The 22764-nt window shown below is 68.4% G+C and carries 26 protein-coding genes; 15 read left to right on the top strand and 11 right to left on the bottom strand.

Annotated features, from left to right (window positions below; translation table 11 throughout):
- The coding region (locus AAG565_RS14540; protein WP_348820361.1) for a cyclic nucleotide-binding domain-containing protein at positions 1 to 1289 on the top strand (1289 nt) is incomplete at its 5' end.
- A 10-nt stretch (positions 1290 to 1299) separates the two neighbouring features.
- Here the strand turns inward: AAG565_RS14540 and AAG565_RS14535 are convergent.
- The 11 genes from AAG565_RS14535 to rrtA all read right to left on the bottom strand — a co-directional run bounded on the left by AAG565_RS14535 (position 1300) and on the right by rrtA (position 10581).
- Positions 1300 to 1662: a PilZ domain-containing protein gene (locus tag AAG565_RS14535; protein WP_348820360.1), complete on the bottom strand. Its 363-nt coding sequence runs from the start codon at positions 1660 to 1662 to the stop codon at positions 1300 to 1302.
- Between the two features lie 54 nt (positions 1663 to 1716).
- Positions 1717 to 2751 carry a hypothetical protein gene (locus AAG565_RS14530; protein WP_348820359.1) on the bottom strand — a complete coding sequence of 345 codons (1035 nt, stop codon included), beginning with the start codon at positions 2749 to 2751 and terminating at the stop codon, positions 1717 to 1719.
- Entirely contained in the window at positions 2748 to 3365 is a 618-nt protein-coding gene (gene tmk / locus AAG565_RS14525; RefSeq protein WP_348820358.1) for a dTMP kinase, read from the bottom strand. Before tmk ends, AAG565_RS14530 begins: the two co-directional genes overlap by 4 nt.
- A gap of 6 nt (positions 3366 to 3371) precedes the next feature.
- Complete coding sequence (mltG, locus tag AAG565_RS14520; protein WP_348820357.1) at positions 3372 to 4376, bottom strand: endolytic transglycosylase MltG; 1005 nt, start codon at positions 4374 to 4376, stop codon at positions 3372 to 3374.
- Positions 4377 to 4391: 15 nt separating this feature from the next.
- The gene (pabC, locus tag AAG565_RS14515; protein ID WP_348820356.1) at positions 4392 to 5213 is read right to left on the bottom strand and encodes an aminodeoxychorismate lyase; all 822 of its coding nucleotides are present in this window, start codon (positions 5211 to 5213) and stop codon (positions 4392 to 4394) included.
- Positions 5210 to 6577, bottom strand: a complete 1368-nt coding sequence (locus AAG565_RS14510; RefSeq protein ID WP_348820355.1) for an aminodeoxychorismate synthase component I — start codon at positions 6575 to 6577, stop codon at positions 5210 to 5212. The genes pabC and AAG565_RS14510 overlap by 4 nt, the downstream gene beginning before the upstream one ends.
- Positions 6578 to 6596: 19 nt before the next feature.
- A complete protein-coding gene (gene fabF / locus AAG565_RS14505; protein ID WP_348820354.1) occupies positions 6597 to 7838 on the bottom strand; it encodes a beta-ketoacyl-ACP synthase II in 1242 nt (413 codons plus the stop codon).
- A gap of 39 nt (positions 7839 to 7877) precedes the next feature.
- On the bottom strand, positions 7878 to 8123 hold the full coding sequence (gene acpP, locus AAG565_RS14500; protein ID WP_110263722.1) for an acyl carrier protein: 246 nt from the start codon (positions 8121 to 8123) through the stop codon (positions 7878 to 7880).
- Between the two features lie 99 nt (positions 8124 to 8222).
- A complete protein-coding gene (gene fabG, locus AAG565_RS14495) occupies positions 8223 to 8963 on the bottom strand; it encodes a 3-oxoacyl-ACP reductase FabG (RefSeq protein WP_348820353.1) in 741 nt (246 codons plus the stop codon).
- A gap of 56 nt (positions 8964 to 9019) precedes the next feature.
- Positions 9020 to 9952, bottom strand: a complete 933-nt coding sequence (fabD, locus tag AAG565_RS14490) for an ACP S-malonyltransferase (RefSeq protein WP_348820352.1) — start codon at positions 9950 to 9952, stop codon at positions 9020 to 9022.
- The gene (gene rrtA, locus AAG565_RS14485; RefSeq protein ID WP_348820351.1) at positions 9949 to 10581 is read right to left on the bottom strand and encodes a rhombosortase; all 633 of its coding nucleotides are present in this window, start codon (positions 10579 to 10581) and stop codon (positions 9949 to 9951) included. The genes fabD and rrtA overlap by 4 nt, the downstream gene beginning before the upstream one ends.
- A 47-nt stretch (positions 10582 to 10628) precedes the next feature.
- Here rrtA and gspG point away from each other — a divergent pair, with 47 nt between their 5' ends.
- From gspG to AAG565_RS14415, 14 genes are all read left to right on the top strand, one after another.
- Positions 10629 to 11069 (top strand): type II secretion system major pseudopilin GspG, encoded by a 441-nt coding sequence (gene gspG / locus AAG565_RS14480; RefSeq protein ID WP_348820350.1) that lies wholly within the window; start codon positions 10629 to 10631, stop codon positions 11067 to 11069.
- 8 nt (positions 11070 to 11077) lie between these two features.
- Entirely contained in the window at positions 11078 to 11647 is a 570-nt protein-coding gene (gene gspH / locus AAG565_RS14475) for a type II secretion system minor pseudopilin GspH (RefSeq protein ID WP_348820349.1), read from the top strand.
- Positions 11644 to 12015, top strand: a complete 372-nt coding sequence (gene gspI, locus AAG565_RS14470) for a type II secretion system minor pseudopilin GspI (RefSeq protein ID WP_348820348.1) — start codon at positions 11644 to 11646, stop codon at positions 12013 to 12015. The genes gspH and gspI overlap by 4 nt, the downstream gene beginning before the upstream one ends.
- Complete coding sequence (gene gspJ, locus AAG565_RS14465; RefSeq protein WP_348820347.1) at positions 12015 to 12779, top strand: type II secretion system minor pseudopilin GspJ; 765 nt, start codon at positions 12015 to 12017, stop codon at positions 12777 to 12779. The genes gspI and gspJ overlap by 1 nt, the downstream gene beginning before the upstream one ends.
- Positions 12776 to 13735 carry a type II secretion system minor pseudopilin GspK gene (gene gspK / locus AAG565_RS14460; RefSeq protein WP_348820346.1) on the top strand — a complete coding sequence of 320 codons (960 nt, stop codon included), beginning with the start codon at positions 12776 to 12778 and terminating at the stop codon, positions 13733 to 13735. Before gspJ ends, gspK begins: the two co-directional genes overlap by 4 nt.
- A gap of 3 nt (positions 13736 to 13738) precedes the next feature.
- A complete protein-coding gene (gspL, locus tag AAG565_RS14455) occupies positions 13739 to 14944 on the top strand; it encodes a type II secretion system protein GspL (protein ID WP_348820345.1) in 1206 nt (401 codons plus the stop codon).
- The gene (locus tag AAG565_RS14450; RefSeq protein ID WP_348820344.1) at positions 14941 to 15435 is read left to right on the top strand and encodes a type II secretion system protein M; all 495 of its coding nucleotides are present in this window, start codon (positions 14941 to 14943) and stop codon (positions 15433 to 15435) included. Before gspL ends, AAG565_RS14450 begins: the two co-directional genes overlap by 4 nt.
- Before the next feature lie 7 nt (positions 15436 to 15442).
- Positions 15443 to 16372, top strand: a complete 930-nt coding sequence (locus AAG565_RS14445) for a type II secretion system protein N (RefSeq protein WP_348820343.1) — start codon at positions 15443 to 15445, stop codon at positions 16370 to 16372.
- A 5-nt stretch (positions 16373 to 16377) separates the two neighbouring features.
- Positions 16378 to 16821 (top strand): NUDIX hydrolase, encoded by a 444-nt coding sequence (locus tag AAG565_RS14440; protein WP_348820342.1) that lies wholly within the window; start codon positions 16378 to 16380, stop codon positions 16819 to 16821.
- Positions 16822 to 16858: 37 nt separating this feature from the next.
- Positions 16859 to 17944 (top strand): tRNA 2-thiouridine(34) synthase MnmA, encoded by a 1086-nt coding sequence (mnmA, locus tag AAG565_RS14435; protein ID WP_348820363.1) that lies wholly within the window; start codon positions 16859 to 16861, stop codon positions 17942 to 17944.
- A 144-nt stretch (positions 17945 to 18088) separates the two neighbouring features.
- Complete coding sequence (gene acnA, locus AAG565_RS14430; protein ID WP_348820340.1) at positions 18089 to 20758, top strand: aconitate hydratase AcnA; 2670 nt, start codon at positions 18089 to 18091, stop codon at positions 20756 to 20758.
- Between the two features lie 54 nt (positions 20759 to 20812).
- Positions 20813 to 21145, top strand: a complete 333-nt coding sequence (locus AAG565_RS14425) for a DUF6122 family protein (RefSeq protein ID WP_348820338.1) — start codon at positions 20813 to 20815, stop codon at positions 21143 to 21145.
- Positions 21142 to 21891 (top strand): 23S rRNA pseudouridine(2604) synthase RluF, encoded by a 750-nt coding sequence (gene rluF, locus AAG565_RS14420; protein ID WP_348820337.1) that lies wholly within the window; start codon positions 21142 to 21144, stop codon positions 21889 to 21891. Before AAG565_RS14425 ends, rluF begins: the two co-directional genes overlap by 4 nt.
- Before the next feature lie 76 nt (positions 21892 to 21967).
- The gene (locus tag AAG565_RS14415) at positions 21968 to 22738 is read left to right on the top strand and encodes a ParA family protein (protein WP_348820362.1); all 771 of its coding nucleotides are present in this window, start codon (positions 21968 to 21970) and stop codon (positions 22736 to 22738) included.
- Positions 22739 to 22764 lie beyond the last annotated feature (26 nt).

Below are 22764 nucleotides of genomic sequence, written 5' to 3'. Positions count from 1 at the left end.
AGGGCCACGGTCGCCCTCCTGCATCCTGCTGGTGCTTCGACAACACCAACTTAGCAGCGGCGACCGTGTGCCCGCTCTCCCGCAGATGGGAGAAGAACCGTTTTTTTGTGTCCCCCGCCCTGCGCTGCTGGGTGGCGTCCACAGATGTTAGGATTGCAGCGCCGTGGCCGTCGGGCCCGGCAAGCGCCCCGATCGAACCACGCCCCAGGGATTTTCATCGCCGATCTCGCGGAACCGACAGCCTCATGAGCGAAACGACGATCGATCCCAGCCTTTTCGCCACGCTCATCCCGTTGAACGCGCTGCGGCTGGAGAGCCAGCGCGATCTGGCACGCAAGAGCAGCGTCGGCACTGCGCGCAAGGGAGAGATCCTGTTCAGGATCGGCGACACCGCGACCCGGGCCCTCTATGTCCTTTCCGGCGACGTCGAGCTGCTGGATGCACAGGGCAAGTCCGTCTCCCGGATCCGCGCCGGCGAGCCGGCGTCGTTCCACCGGATCGCCCATCAGTCGCCACGCAAGGTGCAGGCCGTCTGCGCCAGCGAGGTGAAGTATCTGGCGGTCGATGCCGGACTCCTGGATGTGATGCTGACCTGGGACCAGACCGGATCCTTCGAGGTCGGTGAGCTCAACGACAGCACCGAATCCAGCGACGACTGGATGACCAAGCTGCTGCAGATGCGCACGTTCCAGCTGGTGCCTCCGTCGAATCTGCAGGCGATGTTCATGCGCATGCAGGAGCTGACGGTCGATCCGGGCGCGGTGATCGTCAAGCAAGGCGACGACGGTGACTATTTCTACGTGATCATGTCCGGCCGTTGCCTGGTCACGCGTGAACAGCCGAACCAGAAAGCCGTGCGGCTGGCTGAGCTCGAGGTGGGGGCCTGCTTCGGCGAGGAGGCGCTGATTTCCGATTCCAAGCGCAACGCGACGGTCACGGCGCTGACACGCTGCAAGCTGATGCGTCTGAGCAAGGAGGACTTCCAGCGCCTGCTCAACGACCCGTTGTCGCGGCGCATCGACTATGCCCAGGCGCGCGCGATGGTGGATGCCGGGCGCGCGCGCTGGCTGGACGTGCGCCTGCCCAGCGAGTTCCAGACGGGTGCATTACCGGGCGCCGTCAATCTCCCGCTCTACATGATGCGGATGAAGCTCGCCCAGCTGGATCCGAACGTCACCTGGATCGCCTGCTGCGATACCGGCCGGCGCAGCTCGGTCGCGGTCTTCGTGCTGACCCAGAAGGGCTACGACGCGTACGTGCTCGACGGCGGAATCCCCGCCGCCGGCTGAGCATGCCGGGCTACATCGTGTGGGTCGGCCGATCCGCGCCGACGGCACCCGCGAGCAGCGCCTCGATCTTCTTCTGCGTGGCTCCGGCGTCCTGCGCACTGAACTGTACGCCGATGCCCTGAAGCCGCTTGTTCTGCGCGCCCTTGGGGGTGAGCCACACGACCTTACCGGCGACCGGAATGCGTTCCGGGCTTTCCATCAGCGTGAGCAGGATGAACACCTCGTCGCCGAGCTTGTAGTCCTTGCTCGTGGGAATGAACAGGCCGCCGTTCCTGATGAACGGCATGTAGGCGACATACAGCGCGGCCTTGTCCTTGATGTTCAGCGTCAGGATGCCCGGCTGTGCGCCGCCGGCGCGCGGAGGAGTGCTCATGTCGCGATCTTCTTGGCAGGGTCGATCCGCCGCAGACTGTAACTGATTTGCACCTCAGCGCGGGCCCAGCAGCGCGGGACCCAGGCGCAGCCAGAGCACGAACAGGGATTCGAGCAGCAGCTGCGGTTGCGCATTGCCGCCGACCAGGCGGTTGGCCTCGACGACTTCGGCGAGCAGCTGAGTCCACGCGCGGATGACCGCTCGATCCGTGACCGGCGCCAGCGCCGTCGCACGGAACTGGGCGTGCAGCCAGGCCCAGGCCCACTGTAGATGCGCGGTGACGGCATCGCGCTCGATGGTCGCCGCGGCGGACACGGGGTCCTTGTGTCGCCGGCCGACGGCAGTCCACAGTTCGGCCCACTCGCGTTGCCGGGCCAGCGTATCGCCCTGCCCCAGCTCCAGCGCGCGCAGGGGCGCGCCGTGCGCAGCCTCCAGGGCCTGGGCGGCGTCGCGCGCGCCCTGCTCCGTCAGCCAGGCCGCCGCCGCCGCCGTTGGCGGCACCGGGAAGCGGATGCGCTGGCAGCGGCTGCGCAACGTCGCCGGCAGCACCTGCGGCTGCGCGCTGATCAGCACCAGATGGGTCGCGGGCGGTGGCTCCTCGATGGTCTTGAGCAGGGCATTGACGCTGTTCATGTTGAGCGCGTCCGCGGGCTCGACGATGGCGGCGCGCGTCCCGCCGTAATGCGAGGCCAGCGCCAGCCGGTCGATGAGCTTGCGCGCGCCGTCGATGGCGATGTCCCGCCGCTTCTTGTCCGGCTGTGGTTCCCAGTGCACCAGCCCCTGCTCGTGCTGGCCGCTGGCGGTGAGGGCCAGGCCCAGAAGACCGTCCAGGCCGAGCAAGCTGGCATCGGGATGCGCTCCGACGGCCAGTTGCGAGCAGCTGCGGCAGCCGCCGCAGGCATAGCCACTGCGCCGTTCGCACAGCAGGAACGCGACCAGCGCGCGCGCGAACCAGCGCTTGCCGACGCCCTCGGGCCCGCTCAGCAACAGCGCGTGCGACAAGCGTGACTGCAGAAACTGCGCGCTCAGCTCGATCCACAGGTCCTGCTGCCACGGCAGCGGCCGCCACAGGACTGCGTTCGCGCTCACAGCCGCTGCTCCAGCACGGCAACGATGCCGGCGAACACGCTGTCGGGATTGCCGCTGGCGTCGATGACGGCGCAGCGCTGCGGGTCCGCCGCGGCGCGCGCGAGGAAGCACTCGCGCACGCGGCGCATGAACGCCAGCGTCTCGTCCTCGAAGCGGTTGGCTTCGCCGCGTTGGCGCGCACGCGCGAGCCCCAGTTCCGGCGGAAGATCGAGCACCAGCGTCAGGTGCGGGCGCAGCGCCGGGAGCACCAGTGCCTCCAGCGCCTGCACATGCCGCAGCTCGATACCCTGCCCTGCGCCCTGATAGGCATAGCTCGAATCGATGAAGCGATCGCAGACGACGTCCACCCCGGCGGCCAGCCGCGGCTGGATCAGGCCGCGAACGTGTGCGGCGCGAGCCGCGAACATCAGCAGCAATTCGGTCGGCGGATCGATGCCTTCCGTCCAGCGACGCAGCACCAGCGCGCGGATCGCCTCGGCCAGTTCCGTGCCGCCGGGTTCGCGCGTCAGCTCGACGACCCGGCCGCGGGCGCGCAGCCACGCGCAGACGCGCTGCGCCTGCGTGGACTTGCCGGCACCTTCCCCGCCCTCCAGTGTGATCAGACGTCCGTGCATGACCGTTCACCTGCCCTTGAGCTGATAGCGTCGCACCGCCGCCTGGTGCTGATCCAGCGTCGCGGAGAACTCGTGGGTGCCGTCGCCGCGCGAAACGAAGAACAGCTCATCACCCGGTGCCGGGTGCAGGGCGGCGCGAATCGAGGCGCGGCCCGGCAGGCAGATCGGTGACGGCGGCAGTCCGGCGCGGGTATAGGTGTTGTACTCGGTGTCCGTTTCCAGGTCGCGGCGCCGCAGATTGCCGTCGAACGTGGACCCCAGGCCGTAGATCACCGTCGGATCGGTCTGCAGGCGCATGCCCAGCAGCAGGCGCCGGACGAACACGCCGGCGATGCGCGGACGTTCTTCTGCGGCGCCCGTCTCCTTCTCGATGATCGAGGCCATCACCAGCGCCTCGGCCGGGCTGGCGTACGGCAAGCCCTCGGCGCGGCTGTCCCATTCCAGCGCCAGGACCTGATCCATGGTGTCGGCGGCGCGCCGCAGAAACGCCTGGTCCGTCGTGCCGCCCGCGAAGCGATAGGTGTCCGGAAAGAGCCTGCCCTCCGGATGTTGATGATCGCGTCCGATCGCCCGCATGACCGCTGCCGGGTCGGCATCGGCGAGGGTCTGCCGCAGTTGCGGGTGGCTGCGCACCGCGTCGAGTGCGTCACGGAACGTCCAGCCCTCGATGATCCGCAGCTCGTACAGGACGCTGCGGCCGGCGACGATCATGTCGAGGACCTGCACCGCACTCATGCCCGGCACGACGCGGTAGTCTCCCGCCTGCAGCTTGCGCTCGATGGCGTGGATGCGGGCGTAGGCACGCAGGTAGAGGGCACCGCGCGTGGCCGGAGCCATCCAGCCATTGTCCGCCAGGCGTCGCGCGAACTGCGCGAACGGCAGTCCCGGTTCCACCGTGATCGTCGCGGGTTCCGCCAGATTCAAAGGCGTGAACAGGGCACGTTGCGCATCGATCGACACGCCCGCCACGAGCAGCGCCAGGAGCAGCGTGACAGCCAGTAACCGGCGCATCGAATCAGTCGTCGCTCAAAGTGGGGTACGGGGATGCCGCAGGAACTGCATCAGTCGGTGCGTGGCGGCACCGGGCGCAGCCCAGATCCGGCCGGCCAGCGATTGCACCGGCCACACCCCGATCAGCGCGTTGCACACGAAGGCTTCGTCGGACTGTCGCAGGGCGTCGGCGGTCAGCGGCGCGACCATCACGTGCAGCCCCAGCTCGCTCGCGCAGTCGATGATCCTGCGGCGCATGATACCGGCGACCCCGCAGCGATCCAATGCCGGGGTCAACAGGCGCTGGCCGGTGATGCAGAACAGATTGCTGCGGGTGCCACTGATCACGTGCCCGTCGCGGTCGCACATCAGCAGTTCGTCGATCCCGTCCGGCCAGTTGCGCGAGGCCAGCACCTGATCCAGCCGGTTGAGATGCTTGACCCCGGCCAGCAGCGCTTGCTCGGACAGCACGACGTCGCTGAACGCCAGCCGCGCGCCGCTGCGGTACGGCGTCACCGCCGCCGGCGCGAGCGGATACGCATAGAGCCAATGCTCGCTTGCCGACGTCGTCGGACGGTAGCCACGTTCGCCCGGGCGGCGCGCGACGATCAGCTTCACCGCGTGGTCCGCTGCACCGCTGACGACCCGACCCGTTTCGGCCGCGAGCCGCGACGGAGACGGGCAGTCCAGTCGGAGCGCTGCGCAGTCCGCCGCGAGCTTGTCCATGTGCAGCGCCCAATCGACGATTCCGCCACCGGACCAGAGCATCGTGCGGAACACGCCGTCGCCGTAGTGCAATGCACGGCTGTGCGCGAGCTCGTCCGCACAGGGGACGCCGTCATGCAGGACGCGGATCATGCGGGTCCGTCCAGTGCCAGCAGCAGCCCGCGTGCCTTGGCGCGCGTTTCCTCCAACTCGGCCTGCGCCACGGAATCGGCGACGATGCCGGCGCCGGCGCGCAGCCGGACGGCGCCCGGCGTCCACAGCAGCGAGCGGATCAGGATGTTGCTGTCGAGGCGGCCATCGCGCGAGACATAGCCCATGCTGCCGGTGTACGGCCCGCGTCCCTCGCCTTCGAGTTCCGCGATGATCTCCATCACCCGGACTTTCGGACAGCCGGTGATCGTGCCGCCCGGGAACACGGCGCGCAGGGCCTCGCCGGGACCGACGCCGGGACGCAGGCGGCCGCGCACGTTGGAGACGATGTGGTGCACGTGCGCGTAGCTTTCCAGGGCCATCAGCTCGCTGACCTCGACCGAGCCCGGCACGCAGATACGACCCAGATCGTTGCGCTCCAGGTCGATCAGCATCACGTGTTCGGCGCGTTCCTTGACGCTGCCGATGAGTGACTCGCGCAACCGCCGATCTTCGGCCGGATCGATGCTGCGGCGTCGCGTGCCGGCGATCGGCCGTGTCTGCGCAATACCGTCGTCGATCCGCAGCAGGCGTTCCGGCGACGAGCTGATGACCGCACAGTCACCCCAGCGGGCCAGTCCGGCGAACGGCGCCGGATTGGTGGCGCGCAGACGGCGGTAGAGTTCCGCCGGCGTGAGCGCTCGCGGGATCGCCGCGTCCCAGGCCCGCGACAGGTTGACTTGAAAGGCATCGCCGGCGCGCAGCCAGTCGAGGATGCGGCTCACGCCGTCGAGGAAGCGCTCCGGCGCCTGCTCGGTCACCGCGGCCTGGCCGGATGCCGCCGGGCGCCCGGGAACGTGCTGGGCACGTGCCGCGGCGAGATCCTCGCGCAGGCGCTCGACAGCGGCCTGGCCGGATTCGGCGACCAGGTGGATCTGGCCGCGTGCGCGGTCGCGGATCAGCGCAGCGCGGCAGCGGATGGCCAGGGCGTCGGGCAAGGCGTGCGGCGAAGGCGGCAGTCGCAGGCGTGGTTCGACCCAGCGCGCCGCCTCGTAGCCGAGCAGCAGGAACCAGCCGCCCACGAACGGCAGCTCCGAAGGCGCCGCCGCAGGGCCTTCCGCTGCGACCCAGCGGTCGAATGCCTCGAAAAAATCGTCGTCCTCGGCCTCGACGCCCGGACCTTCGACGCCGGATGCGCTGCCGATCAGCGCCTCGCCGCTTTGCGCGAAGAGCACGTCCCAGCGCCCCGACTGCGGATGGCCGGCGACGCTTTCGAGCAGGAACGGATAACGCCGTGGCCAGCGCTCGTGCAGCGCCAGCAGGTCGAAATCATCCGCAACCGCCGTAGTGACGACGCTGCGCCGCATCGCTGGCGCGCGCCCGCCGTCAGACGGAACGCTTGAACGCCAGCGTCCCGTTGGTGCCGCCAAAACCGAAGGAATTGGACAGCGCGATCTCCAGCTTCGCCTCGCGTGCGACGTTGGGCACGTAATCGAGGTCGCAACCTTCGTCCGGGTGGTCCAGATTGATGGTCGGCGGAATGACCTGATCGCGCAGTGCCAGCAGCGAGAAGATTGCCTCGATGCCGCCCGCCGCACCGAGCAGGTGCCCGGTCATCGACTTGGTCGAACTCACCGCGACCCGATGCGCATGTGCGCCCAGGGCGCCCTTCACGGCAATGGTTTCGGCCAGGTCGCCGGCCTGCGTCGAAGTGCCGTGTGCATTGATGTAATCGACCTGCTCGGGGTTGAGTCCGGCATCGCGCATCGCGTTGACCATGCACAGGCGCGCCCCGCGGCCATCTTCCGGCGGCAGGGTGATGTGGTGGGCGTCGCTGGACATGCCGAAGCCGATCACCTCGCCGTAGATACGCGCACCGCGCTTCTTCGCCGCTTCCAGTTCCTCGAGGATGACCACGCCGGCGCCATCGCCAAGCACGAAACCGTCACGGTCCCTGTCCCAGGGGCGGCTGGCGCGCTGCGGATCGTCGTTGCGCGTGGACAGCGCGCGCGCCTGGCAGAAGCCGGCCATGCCCGCCGGCGCCGAACCGGCTTCGCCGCCGCCGGCGATGTAGATGTCGGCGTCGCCGGACTGGATCAGGCGCACGCCCAGGCCGATGCTGTGCGTGGCCGTCGTGCAGGCGGAGACGACCGCGAAATTGGGGCCGGTGATGCCCAGGTCGATCGAGATGTAGCCGGAGATCATGTTGATGATCGACGACGGCACGAAGAACGGTGAAACCTTGCGCGGACCGCCGGCATGCAGCTTGCCGCACTCTTCCTCAATCGTGCCGATGCCGCCGATGCCCGAGCCGACGCAGACGCCGATGCGCTCGCGGTTGGCGTCGGTGATATCGAGGCCGGCGTCCCTGACGGCCTGCTTGGCCGCGGCAACGCCATAGTGGATGAACGGATCGGTGCGCTTGACGTCCTTGACGCTCATCCACTCTTCCGGCCTGAAGTCCTTGACCAGGCCGGCGAATTTCGTGGTGTAGGCCGACACGTCGAATCCCGTGATCGGCCCGATCCCCGACTTGCCCGCGAGAATGTTCTTCCAGGCCGTATCGACATCATTGCCCACGGGCGAGACGATGCCGAGCCCGGTGACGACGACGCGTCTGCGGCTCATAGCGATTGCAGTTCTGATTCGAGGGGATGACGCGAGTGCTCAGCCGGCCTGACTGGTGTGCGCCTTGATGTAGTTGAGGACGTCCTGGAAGGTCACGATCTTCTCGGCTTCCTCGTCGGGGATGTCGATTTCGAATTCTTCTTCGAGCGCCATCACCAGCTCGACCGTGTCGAGCGAATCGGCGCCCAGATCTTCAACGAAGGAGGCCTCGGGCGTGATCTGATCCTCGCTGACCGACAGTTGCTCAGCGATGATCTTCTTGACCTTCTCTTCAAGCGTACTCATGCGTGACTCCGCAGGGTGATGGTTGTGTAAGGCCGGCGTATTGTAGTGGATGCCGGCAGGGGAAACAGTACGAGCGGTTTGTCCCGCCCGATCAACGGATTAGGCCATGTACAGGCCGCCGTTGACGTGCAGCGTTTCGCCGGTGACGTAGCCTGCTTCCGGCGAAGCGAGGAAGGCGACCGCCGCGGCGATGTCCTCGGGTTGGCCCAGGCGCTGGGCCGGCACGCGGCCGAGCAGCGCCTGGCGGGCTTCCTCGCCCAGCGCGCGGGTCATGTCGGTCTCGATGAAGCCCGGCGCGACGACGTTGACCGTGATCCCGCGCGACCCGATCTCCTGCGCCAGCGACTTGGAGAAGCCGACCAGGCCCGCCTTCGCGGCGCAGTAATTGGCCTGGCCCGGATTGCCCATCGCGCCGACGACCGAGCCGACGCTGACGATGCGGCCATAGCGGGCCTTCATCATGCCGCGCAGCACCGCCCGCGACAGGCGGAACACCGCGGTCAGGTCGGTGTCGATGACCTCGGCCCAGTCCTCGTCCTTCATGCGCAACAGCAGCGTGTCGCGCGTGACGCCGGCGTTGTTGACCAGGATGCTGAGCGGGCCGATGTCCGTGAGCAGCGCCTCACAGGCCGCGCCGTCGCGCACATCCAGCACGCGGCCATCGCCGCCCAGGGGCCGGAGCGCATCGCCGATCGCGGCGGCGCCGGCTTCGCTGGTCGCCGTGCCGACGACCTTCGCGCCCTCCGCGGCCAGGCGCAAGGCAATCGCCCGGCCGATGCCCCGGCTCGCGCCGGTGACCAAGGCCGTCTGTCCCGCCAAGCGCGGATTGGCTTCGTTCATTCCGCCCCCCGATGTGCTGATGGTTATCTGGATTTCCGTCGAGGATAGCAGCTGCCTCAGCTCCCGGTCAGCGCCGCACGCGCCTTGTCCATGCCCGCGCCGTCCTCCAGCGCCACCGCCGGCACGTCCTTGACGATGCGCTTGCTCAGGCCACTCAGCACCTTGCCCGGCCCGCACTCCAGGAACAGGCTGATGCCCTCGCCCACCAGGTTCTGCACCAGCCGCGTCCACTGTACCGGCCGGTACAGCTGGTCGCGCAGTGCCGTGCGCAGCGCATCCCCGGTCCGGCCGCTGCGGCCGTCGAGATTGTGGGCGACCGGGATGACGGGGTCGTGAAAGCGGATGCCGGCCATGGTTTCGAACAGCTGCTCGGCCGCGTCGCGCAGCAGCGAGCAGTGCGACGGCACCGACATCGGTACGCGCACGGCCATGCGCGCGCCCTGTGCCTTGGCGTTGTCCAGCACCCAGTCGATCGGTCCGGCATGGCCGGCGACGACAACCTGGCCGGGCGAGTTGAAGTTCGCGGGCTCCAGGACGCCATCCACCGGGCAAGCCTTGCACAGCGCATCGACCTGGGCGTCGTCGAGTCCGATCACGGCCGCCATGCCACCGGTCCCCTGCGGCACCGCGGACTGCATCAAGCGGCCGCGCAGTTCGACCAGCCGGAGCGCGTCGCCGAAATCGAGACTCTGCGCCGCGACCAGCGCCGCGTATTCGCCGAGGCTGTGACCGGCCAGCGCCGACGGACGCGGCAGCCCCTGCTTCAGCCACAGACGCCACACTGCGATATCGGCCGCCAGCAACGCGGGCTGCGTGCGCTCGGTGCGGTTGAGCTCCTCGACCGGACCGGCGCGCACCAGGCCGGCCAGATCCCAGCCCAGCACAGCGGAGGCTTCCTCGAAAGTCTGCGCGATCACCGCATCGGCGTGTCCGCCGAGCATGCCGACCGACTGCGAACCCTGTCCGGGAAACAGCATTGCGTACTTCATGTGGATGTCTGCGCCTCACTCGGTTGTGCACTGACCCGGGCTTCCTTGCCCCAGAAACTGCGGAAAACGAGACCGTAGACGACCGCGGACAGTGTGCCGAACAGGTGCGATTCGACGACCACGCGTCCGCCGATCGCCGCCTCGTCGGACACCGGCGCACCGGCGTACAGCTCCCAGCCGATCTTGCCGACCAGGTACAGCAGGCAGCCCAGTGCGATCAGATCCTTCTTGCGGACCTGTGGAACCAGTCCGAGGACGAACAGTCCATGGATGATGCCGGACATGCCGACGTAGGTCGTCAGCCCCGGCACGAACCCCAGCAGGCCCAGGCTCATGCCGGTGCCGAGCACGGCCACGCGCCGGATCCAGACCCGCGCCGGCAGTGCCTCCGGACACAGCAGGACCAGCACCAGCAAGCCCATTTCGTTGAGCAGCAGATGGTACACGCCCAGGTGAGCGAAGTTGCCGGTCAGCAGCCGCCACCATTGGCCGCCGAGTATCGCGGCACGGTCGTACTGCAGGATCGCGCGGCCGCTGTCGCCGAAGACTTCGATCAACGCGAGCAGCAGCATCAGCGTGACCGGCGCAGTCCAGACGGCGGCCGAGCGATAGGGCGAGTTTGATATCATCGACGCAGGCGCGGGCGCCTATTTTTTGTTTCGATTACAAGACAATGATGAATCTACGTAAACACCGCGGACAGCGCGGCTTCACCCTGATCGAGATCATGGTCGTGGTGGTGATCCTCGGCATCCTCGCCGCGATCGTCGTGCCGCGCATTATGGACAGGCCGGACGATGCGCGCATCACCAAGGCCAAGCAGGACATCCGCGTCCTCGAGTCGCAGCTGAATCTTTACAAGCTCGACAACTACGTCTATCCGACGACCCAGCAGGGCCTCGAAGCCCTGGTCAGCAAGCCGGCCGGCGAGCCGGAGCCGCGCAACTACAAGGCGGGCGGTTACATCAAGTCGCTGCCCAAGGATCCCTGGGGCAACCCGTACCAGTACCTGCAGCCCGGCGTGCGCGGCGAGTTCGACCTGTTCTCGCTGGGCGCGGACCGCCAGCCGGGCGGCGAAGGCGCAGCGGCCGACATCGGCAACTGGAATCTGGAATAGGCATCGTCTTGCGCGCGTGCGGCGGCAGGCGGCACGCCACGGCCGGCTTCACGCTGGTCGAGATCCTGGTCGTCGTCGTCATCATCGGCATCATGCTGACCTTCGCGACGCTGTCGATCGGCGATCGCGCCGTGGCCGACAAGCTCGATACCGAGGCGCAGCGGCTGGAGCAGCTCTTCCGCCTGGCGCAGGAAGAGGCCGAGCTCAAGGGCCAGCAGCTGGGGTTTCGCTACACCGATCTGCGCTACCAGTTCCTGGCCGTGGGCGCGGACGGCAAGTGGGCACCGGTCGCCGAAGGCCCCCTGCGCGAGCGCTTGATCCCGCCGCCGCTGACTTTCGCACTCCGGGTCGAGGATCGACCGGTGCCGCCCGCGCAGGAACTGGCGACCGCTGACGGCGGGATGTCCGCCGCTCAGGCAGCACCGGAACCGCAGGTGTTGATTCTGTCCAGCGGCGAAATGTCGGCCTTCACGCTGGACCTGCGCGCCCCCGGCCTGACCGCCGGTCACCGCATCGCGGCGACCGGCCTGGGCAGGATCACGCGCGAGCGGCGCGACGAGAAGGACGGCCTGCCGTGACGGGGGCGCGGGGATTCACGCTGATCGAGATGGTCGTCGCGGTGGCCGTGCTGGCGATCGCGATGGCGGCGATCCTGTCCGGCATGGCGCGCTACGCGGACAATGCAGCCTATCTGCGCGAACGCACGATCGCGCTATGGGTGGCGCACAACCGCCTGGCGGAGATCGAGCTGGAACCGGGCTGGCCCGATGTCGGCAAGTCGGACGGCGACATGAAGCTCGCCGGCCAGAAATGGAAGTGGGAGGCGGAGGTCAAGAAGACCACCGACGATCATTTGCGCCGCATCGACATCCGCGTGCTGTCTCCGAACCGCGAAGGCGCCGCGGCTGCGCTGTCGGCCTTCATCGCCGACACGGGGCGCAAGTGATGCGACCCGTGCAGACGCGTTTCGGACGGCGTGTGACGGTGCGCCGCGGTGGTCAGGCGGGCTTCACGCTGCTCGAACTCGTCGTCGTGCTGGCGATCTTCGCGATCTTCTCGCTGATGGCCTATGGCGGACTCAACTCCGTCCTCGGCACGCGCCATCAGGTCGAGCAGTCCCAGGAACGGCTCGCCGCGCTGCAGAAGGCCTATCTGCGCCTGCGCAACGACGTGCAGCAGGTCCGCTTCCGCCCCGCGCGCGACGGTTTCGGCGTGGCGCAGCCGGCGCTGCGCGCGACCGACACCGGAGAGCTGGAGTTCACGCGCGGCGGCTGGAGCAATCCCCTGTATCAGCCGCGCGCCGGCATGGAACGTGTCGCCTACCGCTTCGACGACGGCAAGCTGATGCGCCTGTCCTGGCGCGTGCTCGACCAGGCGCAGGACAGCAAGCCGGTCGAAACGGTGCTGCTCGACGGCATCGAACAAGGCAGCTGGCGCTATCTCGACGAGTCGCGCCAGTGGCGCAGTCGCTGGCCGATGGAGGCGCCCGACCAGATCGATGCCGAGGTGTGGCCACCGCTGGCGGTCGAACTGACGCTCGTCACCAAGGACCTCGGCGAACTGCGCTTCCTGTTCCCGGTTGCGACGGAGTACCCGAACGTCGCCCCCGGCGGCGGCGACGAAGTCTGCTCGGGCCCGGGCGGCTGCGGGCCGCAGCCGTCGCCGCAGCCGTCACCGGGCGCGCCGCCACCGGACGACATCATCCCGTGAAACGGTACGGCGCGCAGAAAGGCATCGCGCTGGTCACCGCCATCCTCGTCGTGGCGCTGGCGGCGATCGCTTCGGCGACGATACTCGCGTCGGCGAACATCGCCATCCGCCGGACGTCCAATCTGCAGGACTCGGAGCTGGCCTGGTGGTATGCCAGCGGTGTCGAGTCGTTCATCCGTTCGGTGCTGGAACGCGACGCCGAAAACAACCGCACCGATTCGTTCGCCGACAACTGGGCCAAGGCGGTGGATTACCTGCCGGTGGACGAAGGTTTCGTGCGCGGCCAGGTCATCGATCTGCAGGGCCGCTTCAATCTCAACAACCTCGGCGCCGGTGTGCCGGGCGACGGCAACTTCGAGAAGCAGCAGCAGATCTTCGTGCGCCTGCTCGGCGCTGCCGGTGTCGAGAGCGAACAGGAGGCGCGCGCGATCGCCGCGGCGACGCGCGACTGGATCGATGCCGACAGCGAACCGACCGGTTTCGACGGCGCCGAGGACACCGAGTACCTGGGCCGGTCGCCGCTGCCCTACCGCGTCCCCAACCGGCCGATGGTCAGCGTCTCGGAACTGCTCGCGGTCAAGGGGATGAGCCGCGAGGTCTATGCGCAGCTGCGCGACTGGGTCGCGGCGCTGCCGCCGCCGAAGAATCAGTTCAAGATCGAGCCGATCAACGTCAACACCGCACCGGAGGCCGTGCTGCGCGCCCTGACCAGCCAGCCGACGCCGGAGCTGGAGGCGTTCATGCGCGAGCGCGTCGAAAAGCCCGCCGAATCGACCAGCGACCCGCGCCTGGGCGCCGGGCTCGGCGGTGTGCCGCTGACGGTGGCGAGCGCTCATTTCCTTCTGCGCGCGGAGATCTACATAGGCAGCAGTCGGGTCGGCCTGTATAGTTTCTATTTCCGCCCGCCCAATGGCGGCGCCCCGGTCATCTACGGGCGAAGCACCGATACCGAGTAGTTCGTGCGCGAAACTCTTTACATCCGCCTGCGGGCCGCCGAGCCGGCCGCCCCGACGGCTTACTGCATCGCGGGCCACGAGAGCGTGGCGTCGTTCGCCATCGAGCAGGCGCCGCTGGCGGACGTGATCGCGCTCGCCGCCGGGCGGCGCACCGTGGTGCTGGTGCCGTCCGCCGACGTGCGGCTGACCACGGTCGAGCTGCCGGCGCGCCAGATCGCCAAGGTCCTGCAGGCCGTACCCTTCGCCGTCGAAGAGCAGTTCGCCGACGACGTCGAGACCCTGCATTTCGCCCTGGGCACGCGGCAGGCCGACGGATCCTGGCCGGTGGCGGCCGTCGCCCGCACGCGCATGAGCCACTGGTTGAGCGTCTTCGCCGAGCGCGGCGTGCGGCCGGACGCGGTGATTCCCGATCTGCTCACGCTGCCGGTACCGGCCGACAACGAGTTGAGCCTGCTGTTCGACGACGAGGAGGTGCTGGTGCGCAGCGGCGTCAGCGCCGGCTTCGTATGTCATCGCGACGATCTCCAGTTCTGCCTGCAGCTGATCGATCCGCAGCGCGGCCGCGTGCTGCGCACGCTGATCCCCCGCGATGTGGCCTTCGATCCCAGTACGCTGCCGTGGGCGCAGGAAGCGCTGCACGGTTTCCCTCATCCGCTGGCGGCGATGCTGCAGGGCATCGCCCGCCATCCGCACATCGACCTGCTGCAGGGCGAGTTCTCGCCGCGGCAGGATCTGTTGCGCCTGTGGCGGCCGTGGCGGCTCAGCGCGGCGCTGGCCGGCGCCGCGGTCACCATCGCCGCCGGGGCGCATGCGATCGACGCGTACCGGGTGGGCCACGAACTCGCCGAGCTGCGCGCCCGCAACCAGCAGCGCTATCAGCAAGTGTTCCCGTCGGAGACGCGCATCGTCGATCTGGAGGCGCAGCTCGACCAACAGTTCGCACGCCTGAGCGGCGGTTCCGCCAACGGCGGCCTGCTGCCGCTGATGCAGGTCGTCGCCGATGCCGCCGCCGCGGTGCCCGGACTGAACGTGCAGGCCCTGCAGTTCCGCGATGGTGCGCTGTATGTCAGCCTGACCGCCGGCAGCCTGCAGGTCGTGGACCAGCTCAAGACCTGGTTCGAGGGCGGCCGCGCGGCGCGCATGGAGGTGCAGGCGGCCAACGCCGGCAGCGAGGGCGTGCAGATCCGTATCAAGCTCGTTCCCGCATGAAGACTCTGGTTGAACAACTGCGCGAGGCCCTGCTGTCGCGATCCCCGCGCGAGCGGATCATGCTGCTCGCGGCGGCGCTGGTCGTCGCCTGCACGCTGCTCTACCTGCTGGTCTGGGAGCCGCTGGTCACCGCCGACCTGCAGCGCAAGGCCGCCCTGGAGCGCGCGCGGCTGACCGCTGCGCGCATCGAGGAGATCGCCGTGCGCGTGCAGAGCATGTCGGCGGGGCGACGCACCGACCGCAACACGTCACTGCTCGCGGCGGTGGATCAGACCAGCCGTTCGCCGACGCTGGGCAAGGCGCCGTCCCGATTGCAGCCGGAAGGTGACCGCGAGGTGAAGATCTGGATCGACGACGTGCCTTTCGACAACCTGCTGCGCTGGCTGCAGGAGCTCGATACCCGCTATGGCATCACGCCGGCGAGTGCGGAAATCGAGCGTGCCGCCGCGGCCGGGGTGGTCAACGTGCGTCTGACCCTGGTCCGCGGGTGAATCGACGATGAAGCTCCGTTACCTCCTGCTCGCCGGCGGGGTCACCTTTGCCGCCGCGCTCCTGCTCCAGGCGCCCGCTGCGCTGCTCTATGCGTGGACGCTGGCCGCGCGATCCGATGCGCCGGTGCGGCTTTATGGCGTCGAGGGGACCCTGCTCTCCGGCCGCGCCCTGCAGGTCTCGCAAGGGTCGCAGGCCCTGCTGCGGCAGCTGCGATGGACCTTCCGTCCGCAGGACTTGCTGCTCGGCCGCGTCGGCTACCACCTGCGCAGCGATGCGCCGCCGATGCTGGTCGATGGCGTGCTCGCGACCGGAATCGGCGGGCTGCAGGTCACGCGGGCCCAGGCGAGCGGCGAGCTGCGCGCGCTCGCCGGCGCGTTCGGCCAGGGTTTCGTGCCCGTCAATGGCCAGGTCGGCCTGCAACTGGAACGTCTGCGGCTCGCTGGCGGCTGGCCGGTGGCCGCACAGGGCGAAGTCCGCATCGCCGGTCTGGCCTGGGTGCTGGGCCGCGAGCCGGTCCCGCTGGGGGACTACCGTGCGGAGCTGACCACCGACGCCGGCGAGATCGTCGCGACGGTCGGCTCGCTCGGCGGTGCGCTCGAGGTCAGCGGCAGCGGGCGCGTCCGGCCGGACCGCAGCTACGAGTTGGACCTGCGTCTGCGCCCCGGCGCCGACGCCGCGCCGATGCTGACCAATCTGCTGCGGCAGCTCGGTGCGCCCGACGCGCAGGGCTACTATCGGCTGCGCCAGTCCACGGCGGCTGCTCCAGCACCGGCCGATGTCGGGGCGGCCCCGGTGGCCGCACCCGGGCCGGCCGGTCCGCAGCCGGCTTCGCCCGTTCCGGGCCGAACGGGCATGGATCTCCAGTCGGAGGGCGGTGCGACGATCGGCCCGGCGCCGGCCGACGACAGCGGCGTCACGTTCGGCGGGGGCGAGTAGCGCACATGGAGTGGTCTCCGCACGTCGTCGTCGCCAGCATCGTCGAGCGCGAGCGGCGCTTTCTGCTGGTCGAGGAAACGGTGGACGGCGAACTCCGCCTGAATCAGCCGGCCGGACACTGGGAGCAGCATGAGACGCTGGTCGAAGCCGCGCGGCGCGAGGCGCTGGAAGAGACGCGCTGGGAGGTCGAGCCGATCGCCCTGCTCGGTCTTTATCATTTCGATCCACCCGGACTCGGCTATGGTTTCCTGCGCGTGGCTTTCGTCTCGCAGGCGATCCGCGAACGAGCGGAGCTCGAACTGGACGCCGGCATCCTGCGCGCCGTGTGGTTGACGCGCGACGAGATCGCCGCGAGCCGCGCGCGGCATCGCAGCCCGATGGTCCTGCGCTGCATCGACGATTACCTCGCCGGCCGGCGCTATCCGCTGGACCTGATTGCACACCTGTAGTCCGCTGCTGTTGACCAGTCCCGATTCCCGATTCCCGATTCCCGCCGGCAGCCATGTCGTCGTCGGCATGTCCGGCGGCGTGGATTCCTCGGTGACCGCCTACCTGCTCCAGGAGCAGGGCCATCGTGTCTCCGGCCTGTTCATGGTCAACTGGACCGAGGACGAACAGGGCTACTGCACGGCCGCCGAGGACTTCCAGGATGCGCGCCGCGTCTGCGAGGAACTGGGCATACCGTTGCACCGCGTCGATTTCTCGAAGGAATACCGCGAGCGCGTGTTCGCGCGCTTTCTCGCCGACTATGCCGCCGGCAAGACGCCCAACCCGGACGTGCTGTGCAATCGCGAGGTCAAGTTCCAGCCGTTCCGCGCGTACGCGCTGCGTCTGGGCGCCGATTTCATCGCCACGGGGCACTACGCGCGCATTGAGCATGGCGCGGACGGGCCGCGGCTGCTGCGCGCCGTCGATGACAACAAGGACCAGACCTATTTCCTCGCCGGCGTCGAGCGTGCGCAGCTCGAACGGGTCCTGTTCCCGCTCGGCGGACTGACCAAGCCGCAGGTGCGTGCCATCGCGCAGCGTGCCGGCCTGCCGGTGCATCGCAAGAAGGACTCGACCGGCATCTGCTTCATCGGCGAACGCGAGTTCCGCGCGTTCCTCGCCCGCTACCTCCGGCCCGATCCGGGGCCGATCCTCGACGATGCCGGGCGCGAACTCGGCCGTCACCAGGGCCTGATGTACTACACGCTCGGACAGCGCCGCGGCCTGGGCGTCGGCGGCACGCGCGGCGCGCGGGAGGCGCCCTGGTACGTCGTCGCCAAGGACGCGGCACGCAATGCCCTGATCGTCTCGCAGGATGCCCACCATTCCCTGCTGATGGCGAGCCAGCTCGTCGCCGCGCCGTTCAACTGGCTGGCGCCCGTGCCGTCCCCCGGCACGCCACTGCTCGCCCGCATCCGGCACCGTCAGGCGCCGCAATCCTGCGTCGCCGACGGCGCGGGCGATGCGGTCACGGTGCGCTTCCGGTCCGCACAGCGCGCGGTGGTGCCGGGGCAGTTCTGCGTGCTCTACGCGGGCGAACGCTGCCTCGGCGGTGGCGAGATCGTCAGCGCCGGCGCTGTCTGAACGGCCGGAGCCCGTGTCGCAGCGGGATTTCCCGAATCCGAGGGCAGACTTCGCTATAATTTCGCGCCGTTTTTCAGGCGCCTGCTGCGGGCGCCGCCCCTGACCTCAAGCCTTCCCGGGCCTCTCTTTTTGGAGCATCTCGCCATGACGGACAGCTTCAAGTCCAAGTCCACGCTCAAAGTCGGTTCCAAGTCCTACACCTATTACAGCCTCAAGGCACTGGAACCGAAGTTCAAGCTGGCCCGCCTGCCCTATTCGATCAAGGTGCTGCTGGAGAACCTGCTGCGCCACGAGGACGGCGTGAACACGACCAAGGCCGACATCGAGGCCCTGGCCGGCGCGGACTTCAAGAAGCTGCCCGCCAAGGACATCAACTTCACGCCGGCGCGCGTGATCCTGCAGGACTTCACCGGCGTGCCCTGCGTCGTCGATCTGGCGGCGATGCGCGATGCGATCAAGAAACTCGGCGGCGACGCGGCCAAGGTCAACCCGCTGTGCCCGGTGGAACTGGTGATCGACCACTCGGTGATGATCGACCACTACGGCTCGAAGGACGCGCTCGATCTCAACGCCAAGGTCGAGTTCGAGCGCAACAAGGAGCGCTACACCTTCCTGCGCTGGGGCCAGGAGGCGCTGAAGAACTTCAAGGCGGTGCCGCCGGACACCGGCATCGTCCACCAGGTCAACATCGAATACCTGGCGCGCGTCGTGTTCGAGAACGGCGACGGCGTGCTCTACCCGGATTCCTGCTTCGGCACGGATTCGCACACGACGATGGTCAACGGCATCGGCGTGCTCGGCTGGGGCGTCGGCGGCATCGAGGCGGAGGCGGCCATGCTCGGCCAGCCGTCGTCGATGCTGATTCCCGAGGTGATCGGCGTGCGTGTCACCGGCAAGCTCGCCGAGGGGGCGACCGCAACCGACCTCGTTCTGACCGTCACCGAGATGCTGCGCAAGCGCGGCGTGGTCGAGAAGTTCGTCGAGTTCTTCGGCCCGGGCCTCGCCAACCTGTCCGCCTCCGATCGCAACACCATCGCCAACATGGGGCCGGAATACGGCGCGACCTGCGGCATCTTCCCGATCGACGAGGAGACTCTCAACTACCTGCGTCTGACCGGCCGCAGCGAGGAGCAGATCGCCGTCGTCAAGGCCTACGCGCAGGCGCAGGGCATGTGGTGGACGAAGGACAGCGAGGAGGCGGAGTACACCGACGTCCTGCACCTCGACCTCGGCAGCATCAAGCCCTCGCTCGCCGGCCCTAAGCGTCCGCAGGACCGCGTGCTGTTGTCCGACGTCAAGGCCAACTTCCGCAAGGCATTCGAAGCTGAACAGAAGATGCGTCCGTCGAAGGGGCCCGCGACGGTGACCGACCGCGGTCAGACCTTCCAGCTCAAGGACGGCGCCGTCGTGATCGCCGCGATCACGTCCTGCACGAACACCTCCAATCCGTCGGTGCTGATCGGCGCCGGCCTGCTGGCGCGCAAGGCGCGTGCGCTGGGGCTCAAGAGCCAGCCGTGGGTCAAGACTTCGCTCGCGCCCGGCTCCAAGGCGGTGACCGAATACCTGGCCAAGGCCGGCCTGCTGGAAGACCTGGAGTACCTGGGCTTCCACGTCGCCGCCTACGGCTGCACGACCTGCATCGGCAACTCCGGTCCGCTCAACGAACCCATCGGCAAGGCGATCCAGGACCACACGCTGTCGGTGTCGGCGGTGCTCTCCGGCAACCGCAACTTCGAAGGCCGCGTCCATCAGGACGTGCGCATGAACTACCTCGCCTCGCCGCCGCTGGTCGTCGCATTCGCGATCGCCGGCAGCACCGACCTCGACCTCACGACCGAGCCGATCGGCAAGTCCAGGGACGGCAAGGACGTGTTCCTCAAGGACATCTGGCCGTCCAACCAGGAAATCCAGGACGCCGTCGCCAAGGCGGTCACCAGCGAACTGTTCAAGAAGAGCTACAGCGACGTGCTCAAGGGCGACGCGCGCTGGCAGAGCATCCAGGTCACGAAATCCGAAACCTACGGCTGGGATGCGAACAGCACCTACATCCAGAACCCGCCGTACTTCCAGGGCATGACGATGACCCCGCCGGGCATCCAGCCGATCAAGGGTGCGCGTGCGCTGGCGGTGCTGGGCGATTCCATCACCACCGACCACATCTCGCCGGCCGGCGACATCAAGAAGGACGGCCCCGCCGGCAAGTACCTGATGGAGCGCGGAGTGCAGCGCGCGGACTTCAACAGCTTCGGCTCCCGCCGTGGCAACCATGAAGTGATGATGCGCGGCACCTTCGCCAACACGCGCATCAAGAATGCGATGACCCCGGGCGTCGAAGGCGGCGTGTCGAAGTACATCGGCAAGGACGGCGTGGCCGGTCCGGTCGAACCGATCTACGACGTGGCGATGAAGCACCAGAAGGACGGCACGCCGCTGGTCGTGCTCGCGGGCAAGGAGTACGGCACCGGCTCGTCGCGCGACTGGGCGGCCAAGGGCACGATCCTGCTCGGCGTCAAGGCGGTGATCTCGGAGTCCTTCGAGCGCATCCACCGCGCCAACCTGGTCGGCATGGGCGTGCTGCCGCTGAACTTCGTCGATGGCCAGAACGCGCAGAGCCTGGGTCTGGACGGCACCGAGGTCTTCGACTTCGACGGGCTCAAGAGCGGTGCGACCGAGGTCTCCGTGACCGCGCGGAAGGCCGACGGCAAGACCGTCAGCTTCAAGGCCCGGGTGCGCATCAACACGCCGATGGAGTGGGAGTACTACCAGCACGGCGGCGTGCTGCAGTACATGCTGCGGCAGATGGCCAAGGCCTGAGCCAGTCGGCTACGGACAAGGCCCGCGTCAGCGGGCCTTGTCCGTTTCGGATCCATGTCGGCGGCCTCCGTCCTCCATCTCGTGCTGCACGGCCTCCTGCCCGGGGCGGCCGCGTGGTGGCTGTTCCGGACTCGCTGGCGCAGCGCGTGGCTGATCATGATGGCGACGATGGCCGTGGATCTCGACCACCTGCTGGCCGATCCGATCTACGATCCGGACCGCTGCAGCATCGGCTTTCATCCGCTGCACACCGCGCCGGCCATCGCCACCTACGGTGTGCTCACGGTCATGCCGGCGACGGCGGTCGCCGGCACCGGACTGCTCATCCACATGGCGCTGGACGCGTCGGACTGCGCCGTGCAAAAGACGGCGGGATCGCGCACGTGAGACTGAACAAGTTCATCAGCGAGACGGGGATCTGTTCGCGCCGCGAGGCCGATGGCTGGATCGAGCAGAACCGCGTCACGGTCAACGGGCGGGTCGCCGGCCTGGGCACCCAGGTTCAGCCCGGCGACGACGTGCGCGTGGACGGCAAGCCGCTCGGCGCGAGCAAGAAGAACGTGTACATCGCCCTGAACAAGCCGGTCGGCATCACCTGCACGACCGAGCGGCACGTGGCCGGCAACATCATCGACTTCGTCGGCCACAGCGAGCGCATCTTCCCGATCGGGCGACTCGACAAGGACTCCGAGGGGCTGATCCTGCTGACCAATGATGGCGACATCGTCAACGAGATCCTGCGCGCCGAACACAATCACGAGAAGGAGTACATCGTTTCCGTCGATCGGCCGCTGACGCCGGAGTTTCTCCGCGGCATGGCCGGCGGGGTGCCGATGCTGGGGACGGTGACCAAGCCCTGCGTCGTCACGCCGGTCGGCCGCAACACCTTCCGCATCATCCTGACCCAGGGGTTGAACCGGCAGATCCGGCGCATGTGCGAGGCCTTCGGCTACACCGTGCGCCGGCTGCAGCGCGTGCGCATCATCAACGTGCACCTCGGATCGTTGAAGTCCGGGCAGTGGCGCGACCTGACCGCGGCCGAGCTGCGCGGCCTGCTGCCCGGCGCCCGCGGCGCGGAGGCAGCAGCGAGGGTCCGGAACAAGCGCGGCACCCTGAGCCTGCCGCGTCGCTGAATGCCGACAGGCGCCGACTTCGGCGGCCGAATCCCGTACACTTGCGCGCGCCGTTGACACTCACCCGGTAGCCATGATCACTCGCGTCGTCTTCAACCAGAAAGGCGGGGTCGGCAAGACCACGATCGTCTGCAATCTCGCGGCCATCGCCGCCGCGCGCGGCCTGCGCACGCTGGTCATCGACCTGGACACGCAGGGCAATGCGACGCAGTACCTGACCGGCAGTTCGCCGGCCCGGCCGGACCGGACCATCGGCGATTTCTTCGACACGACGCTGGGCTTCTCGCTGAGCCCCCCACCCTTCGTGACCTACGCGTCCAACACGCCCTACGAGAACCTCGACCTCGTCGCCGCCGACCCGCGCCTCGAAGAGCTGGCCGTCAAGCTCGAAGCCAAGCAGAAGATCTACAAGTTCCGCGACGCGCTGCGCAAGCTCAAGGGCTACGACGCGGTGTTCATCGACACGCCGCCGGCGCTGAACTTCTATTCGCGCGCCGCGCTGATCGCCGCCGACCGTGTGCTGATTCCCTTCGACTGCGACGAGTTCGCGCGCCAGGCGCTGTACACGCTGCTCGACAACCTCGACGAGATCCGTGCCGACCACAACGATGACCTCCAGCTCGAAGGCATCGTCGTCAACCAGTTCCAGTCGCGCTCGAAGCTGCCGGCGCGCATCGTCGAGGAGCTGAAGGCCGAGGGCAAGCCGGTGCTGGACCAGGCCTTGAGCAGCTCGGTGAAGGTGCGCGAGTCGCACGAACAGTACCGCCCGCTGATCTTTCTCGACCGGGGTCACCGCGTCACCCAGGAGTACGAGAGCCTCTACGACGTGCTCAGCCGCGCGGCCTGAGGGTCACTTCATCGGCGCTGACGGAA

It is taken from the genome of Fontimonas sp. SYSU GA230001, assembly GCF_040066175.1.
Classification (GTDB): Bacteria; Pseudomonadota; Gammaproteobacteria; order Nevskiales; family Nevskiaceae; genus Solimonas.
Note: the sequence above shows the minus strand (reverse complement) of the source record. Positions and strands in the feature narration are given on the sequence as shown.

Coding starts and splice junctions, on each gene's coding strand:
- AAG565_RS14535 (WP_348820360.1), bottom strand. CDS start 1,662: ATGAGCACTCCTCCGCGCGCCGGCGGCGCACAGCCGGGCATCCTGACG.
- tmk (WP_348820358.1), bottom strand. CDS start 3,365: ATGCACGGACGTCTGATCACACTGGAGGGCGGGGAAGGTGCCGGCAAG.
- mltG (WP_348820357.1), bottom strand. CDS start 4,376: ATGCGCCGGTTACTGGCTGTCACGCTGCTCCTGGCGCTGCTCGTGGCG.
- pabC (WP_348820356.1), bottom strand. CDS start 5,213: ATGATCCGCGTCCTGCATGACGGCGTCCCCTGTGCGGACGAGCTCGCG.
- AAG565_RS14510 (WP_348820355.1), bottom strand. CDS start 6,577: ATGCGGCGCAGCGTCGTCACTACGGCGGTTGCGGATGATTTCGACCTG.
- fabF (WP_348820354.1), bottom strand. CDS start 7,838: ATGAGCCGCAGACGCGTCGTCGTCACCGGGCTCGGCATCGTCTCGCCC.
- acpP (WP_110263722.1), bottom strand. CDS start 8,123: ATGAGTACGCTTGAAGAGAAGGTCAAGAAGATCATCGCTGAGCAACTG.
- fabG (WP_348820353.1), bottom strand. CDS start 8,963: ATGAACGAAGCCAATCCGCGCTTGGCGGGACAGACGGCCTTGGTCACC.
- fabD (WP_348820352.1), bottom strand. CDS start 9,952: ATGAAGTACGCAATGCTGTTTCCCGGACAGGGTTCGCAGTCGGTCGGC.
- rrtA (WP_348820351.1), bottom strand. CDS start 10,581: ATGATATCAAACTCGCCCTATCGCTCGGCCGCCGTCTGGACTGCGCCG.
- gspG (WP_348820350.1), top strand. CDS start 10,629: ATGAATCTACGTAAACACCGCGGACAGCGCGGCTTCACCCTGATCGAG.
- gspJ (WP_348820347.1), top strand. CDS start 12,015: ATGCGACCCGTGCAGACGCGTTTCGGACGGCGTGTGACGGTGCGCCGC.
- AAG565_RS14450 (WP_348820344.1), top strand. CDS start 14,941: ATGAAGACTCTGGTTGAACAACTGCGCGAGGCCCTGCTGTCGCGATCC.
- AAG565_RS14445 (WP_348820343.1), top strand. CDS start 15,443: ATGAAGCTCCGTTACCTCCTGCTCGCCGGCGGGGTCACCTTTGCCGCC.
- AAG565_RS14440 (WP_348820342.1), top strand. CDS start 16,378: ATGGAGTGGTCTCCGCACGTCGTCGTCGCCAGCATCGTCGAGCGCGAG.
- acnA (WP_348820340.1), top strand. CDS start 18,089: ATGACGGACAGCTTCAAGTCCAAGTCCACGCTCAAAGTCGGTTCCAAG.
- AAG565_RS14425 (WP_348820338.1), top strand. CDS start 20,813: ATGTCGGCGGCCTCCGTCCTCCATCTCGTGCTGCACGGCCTCCTGCCC.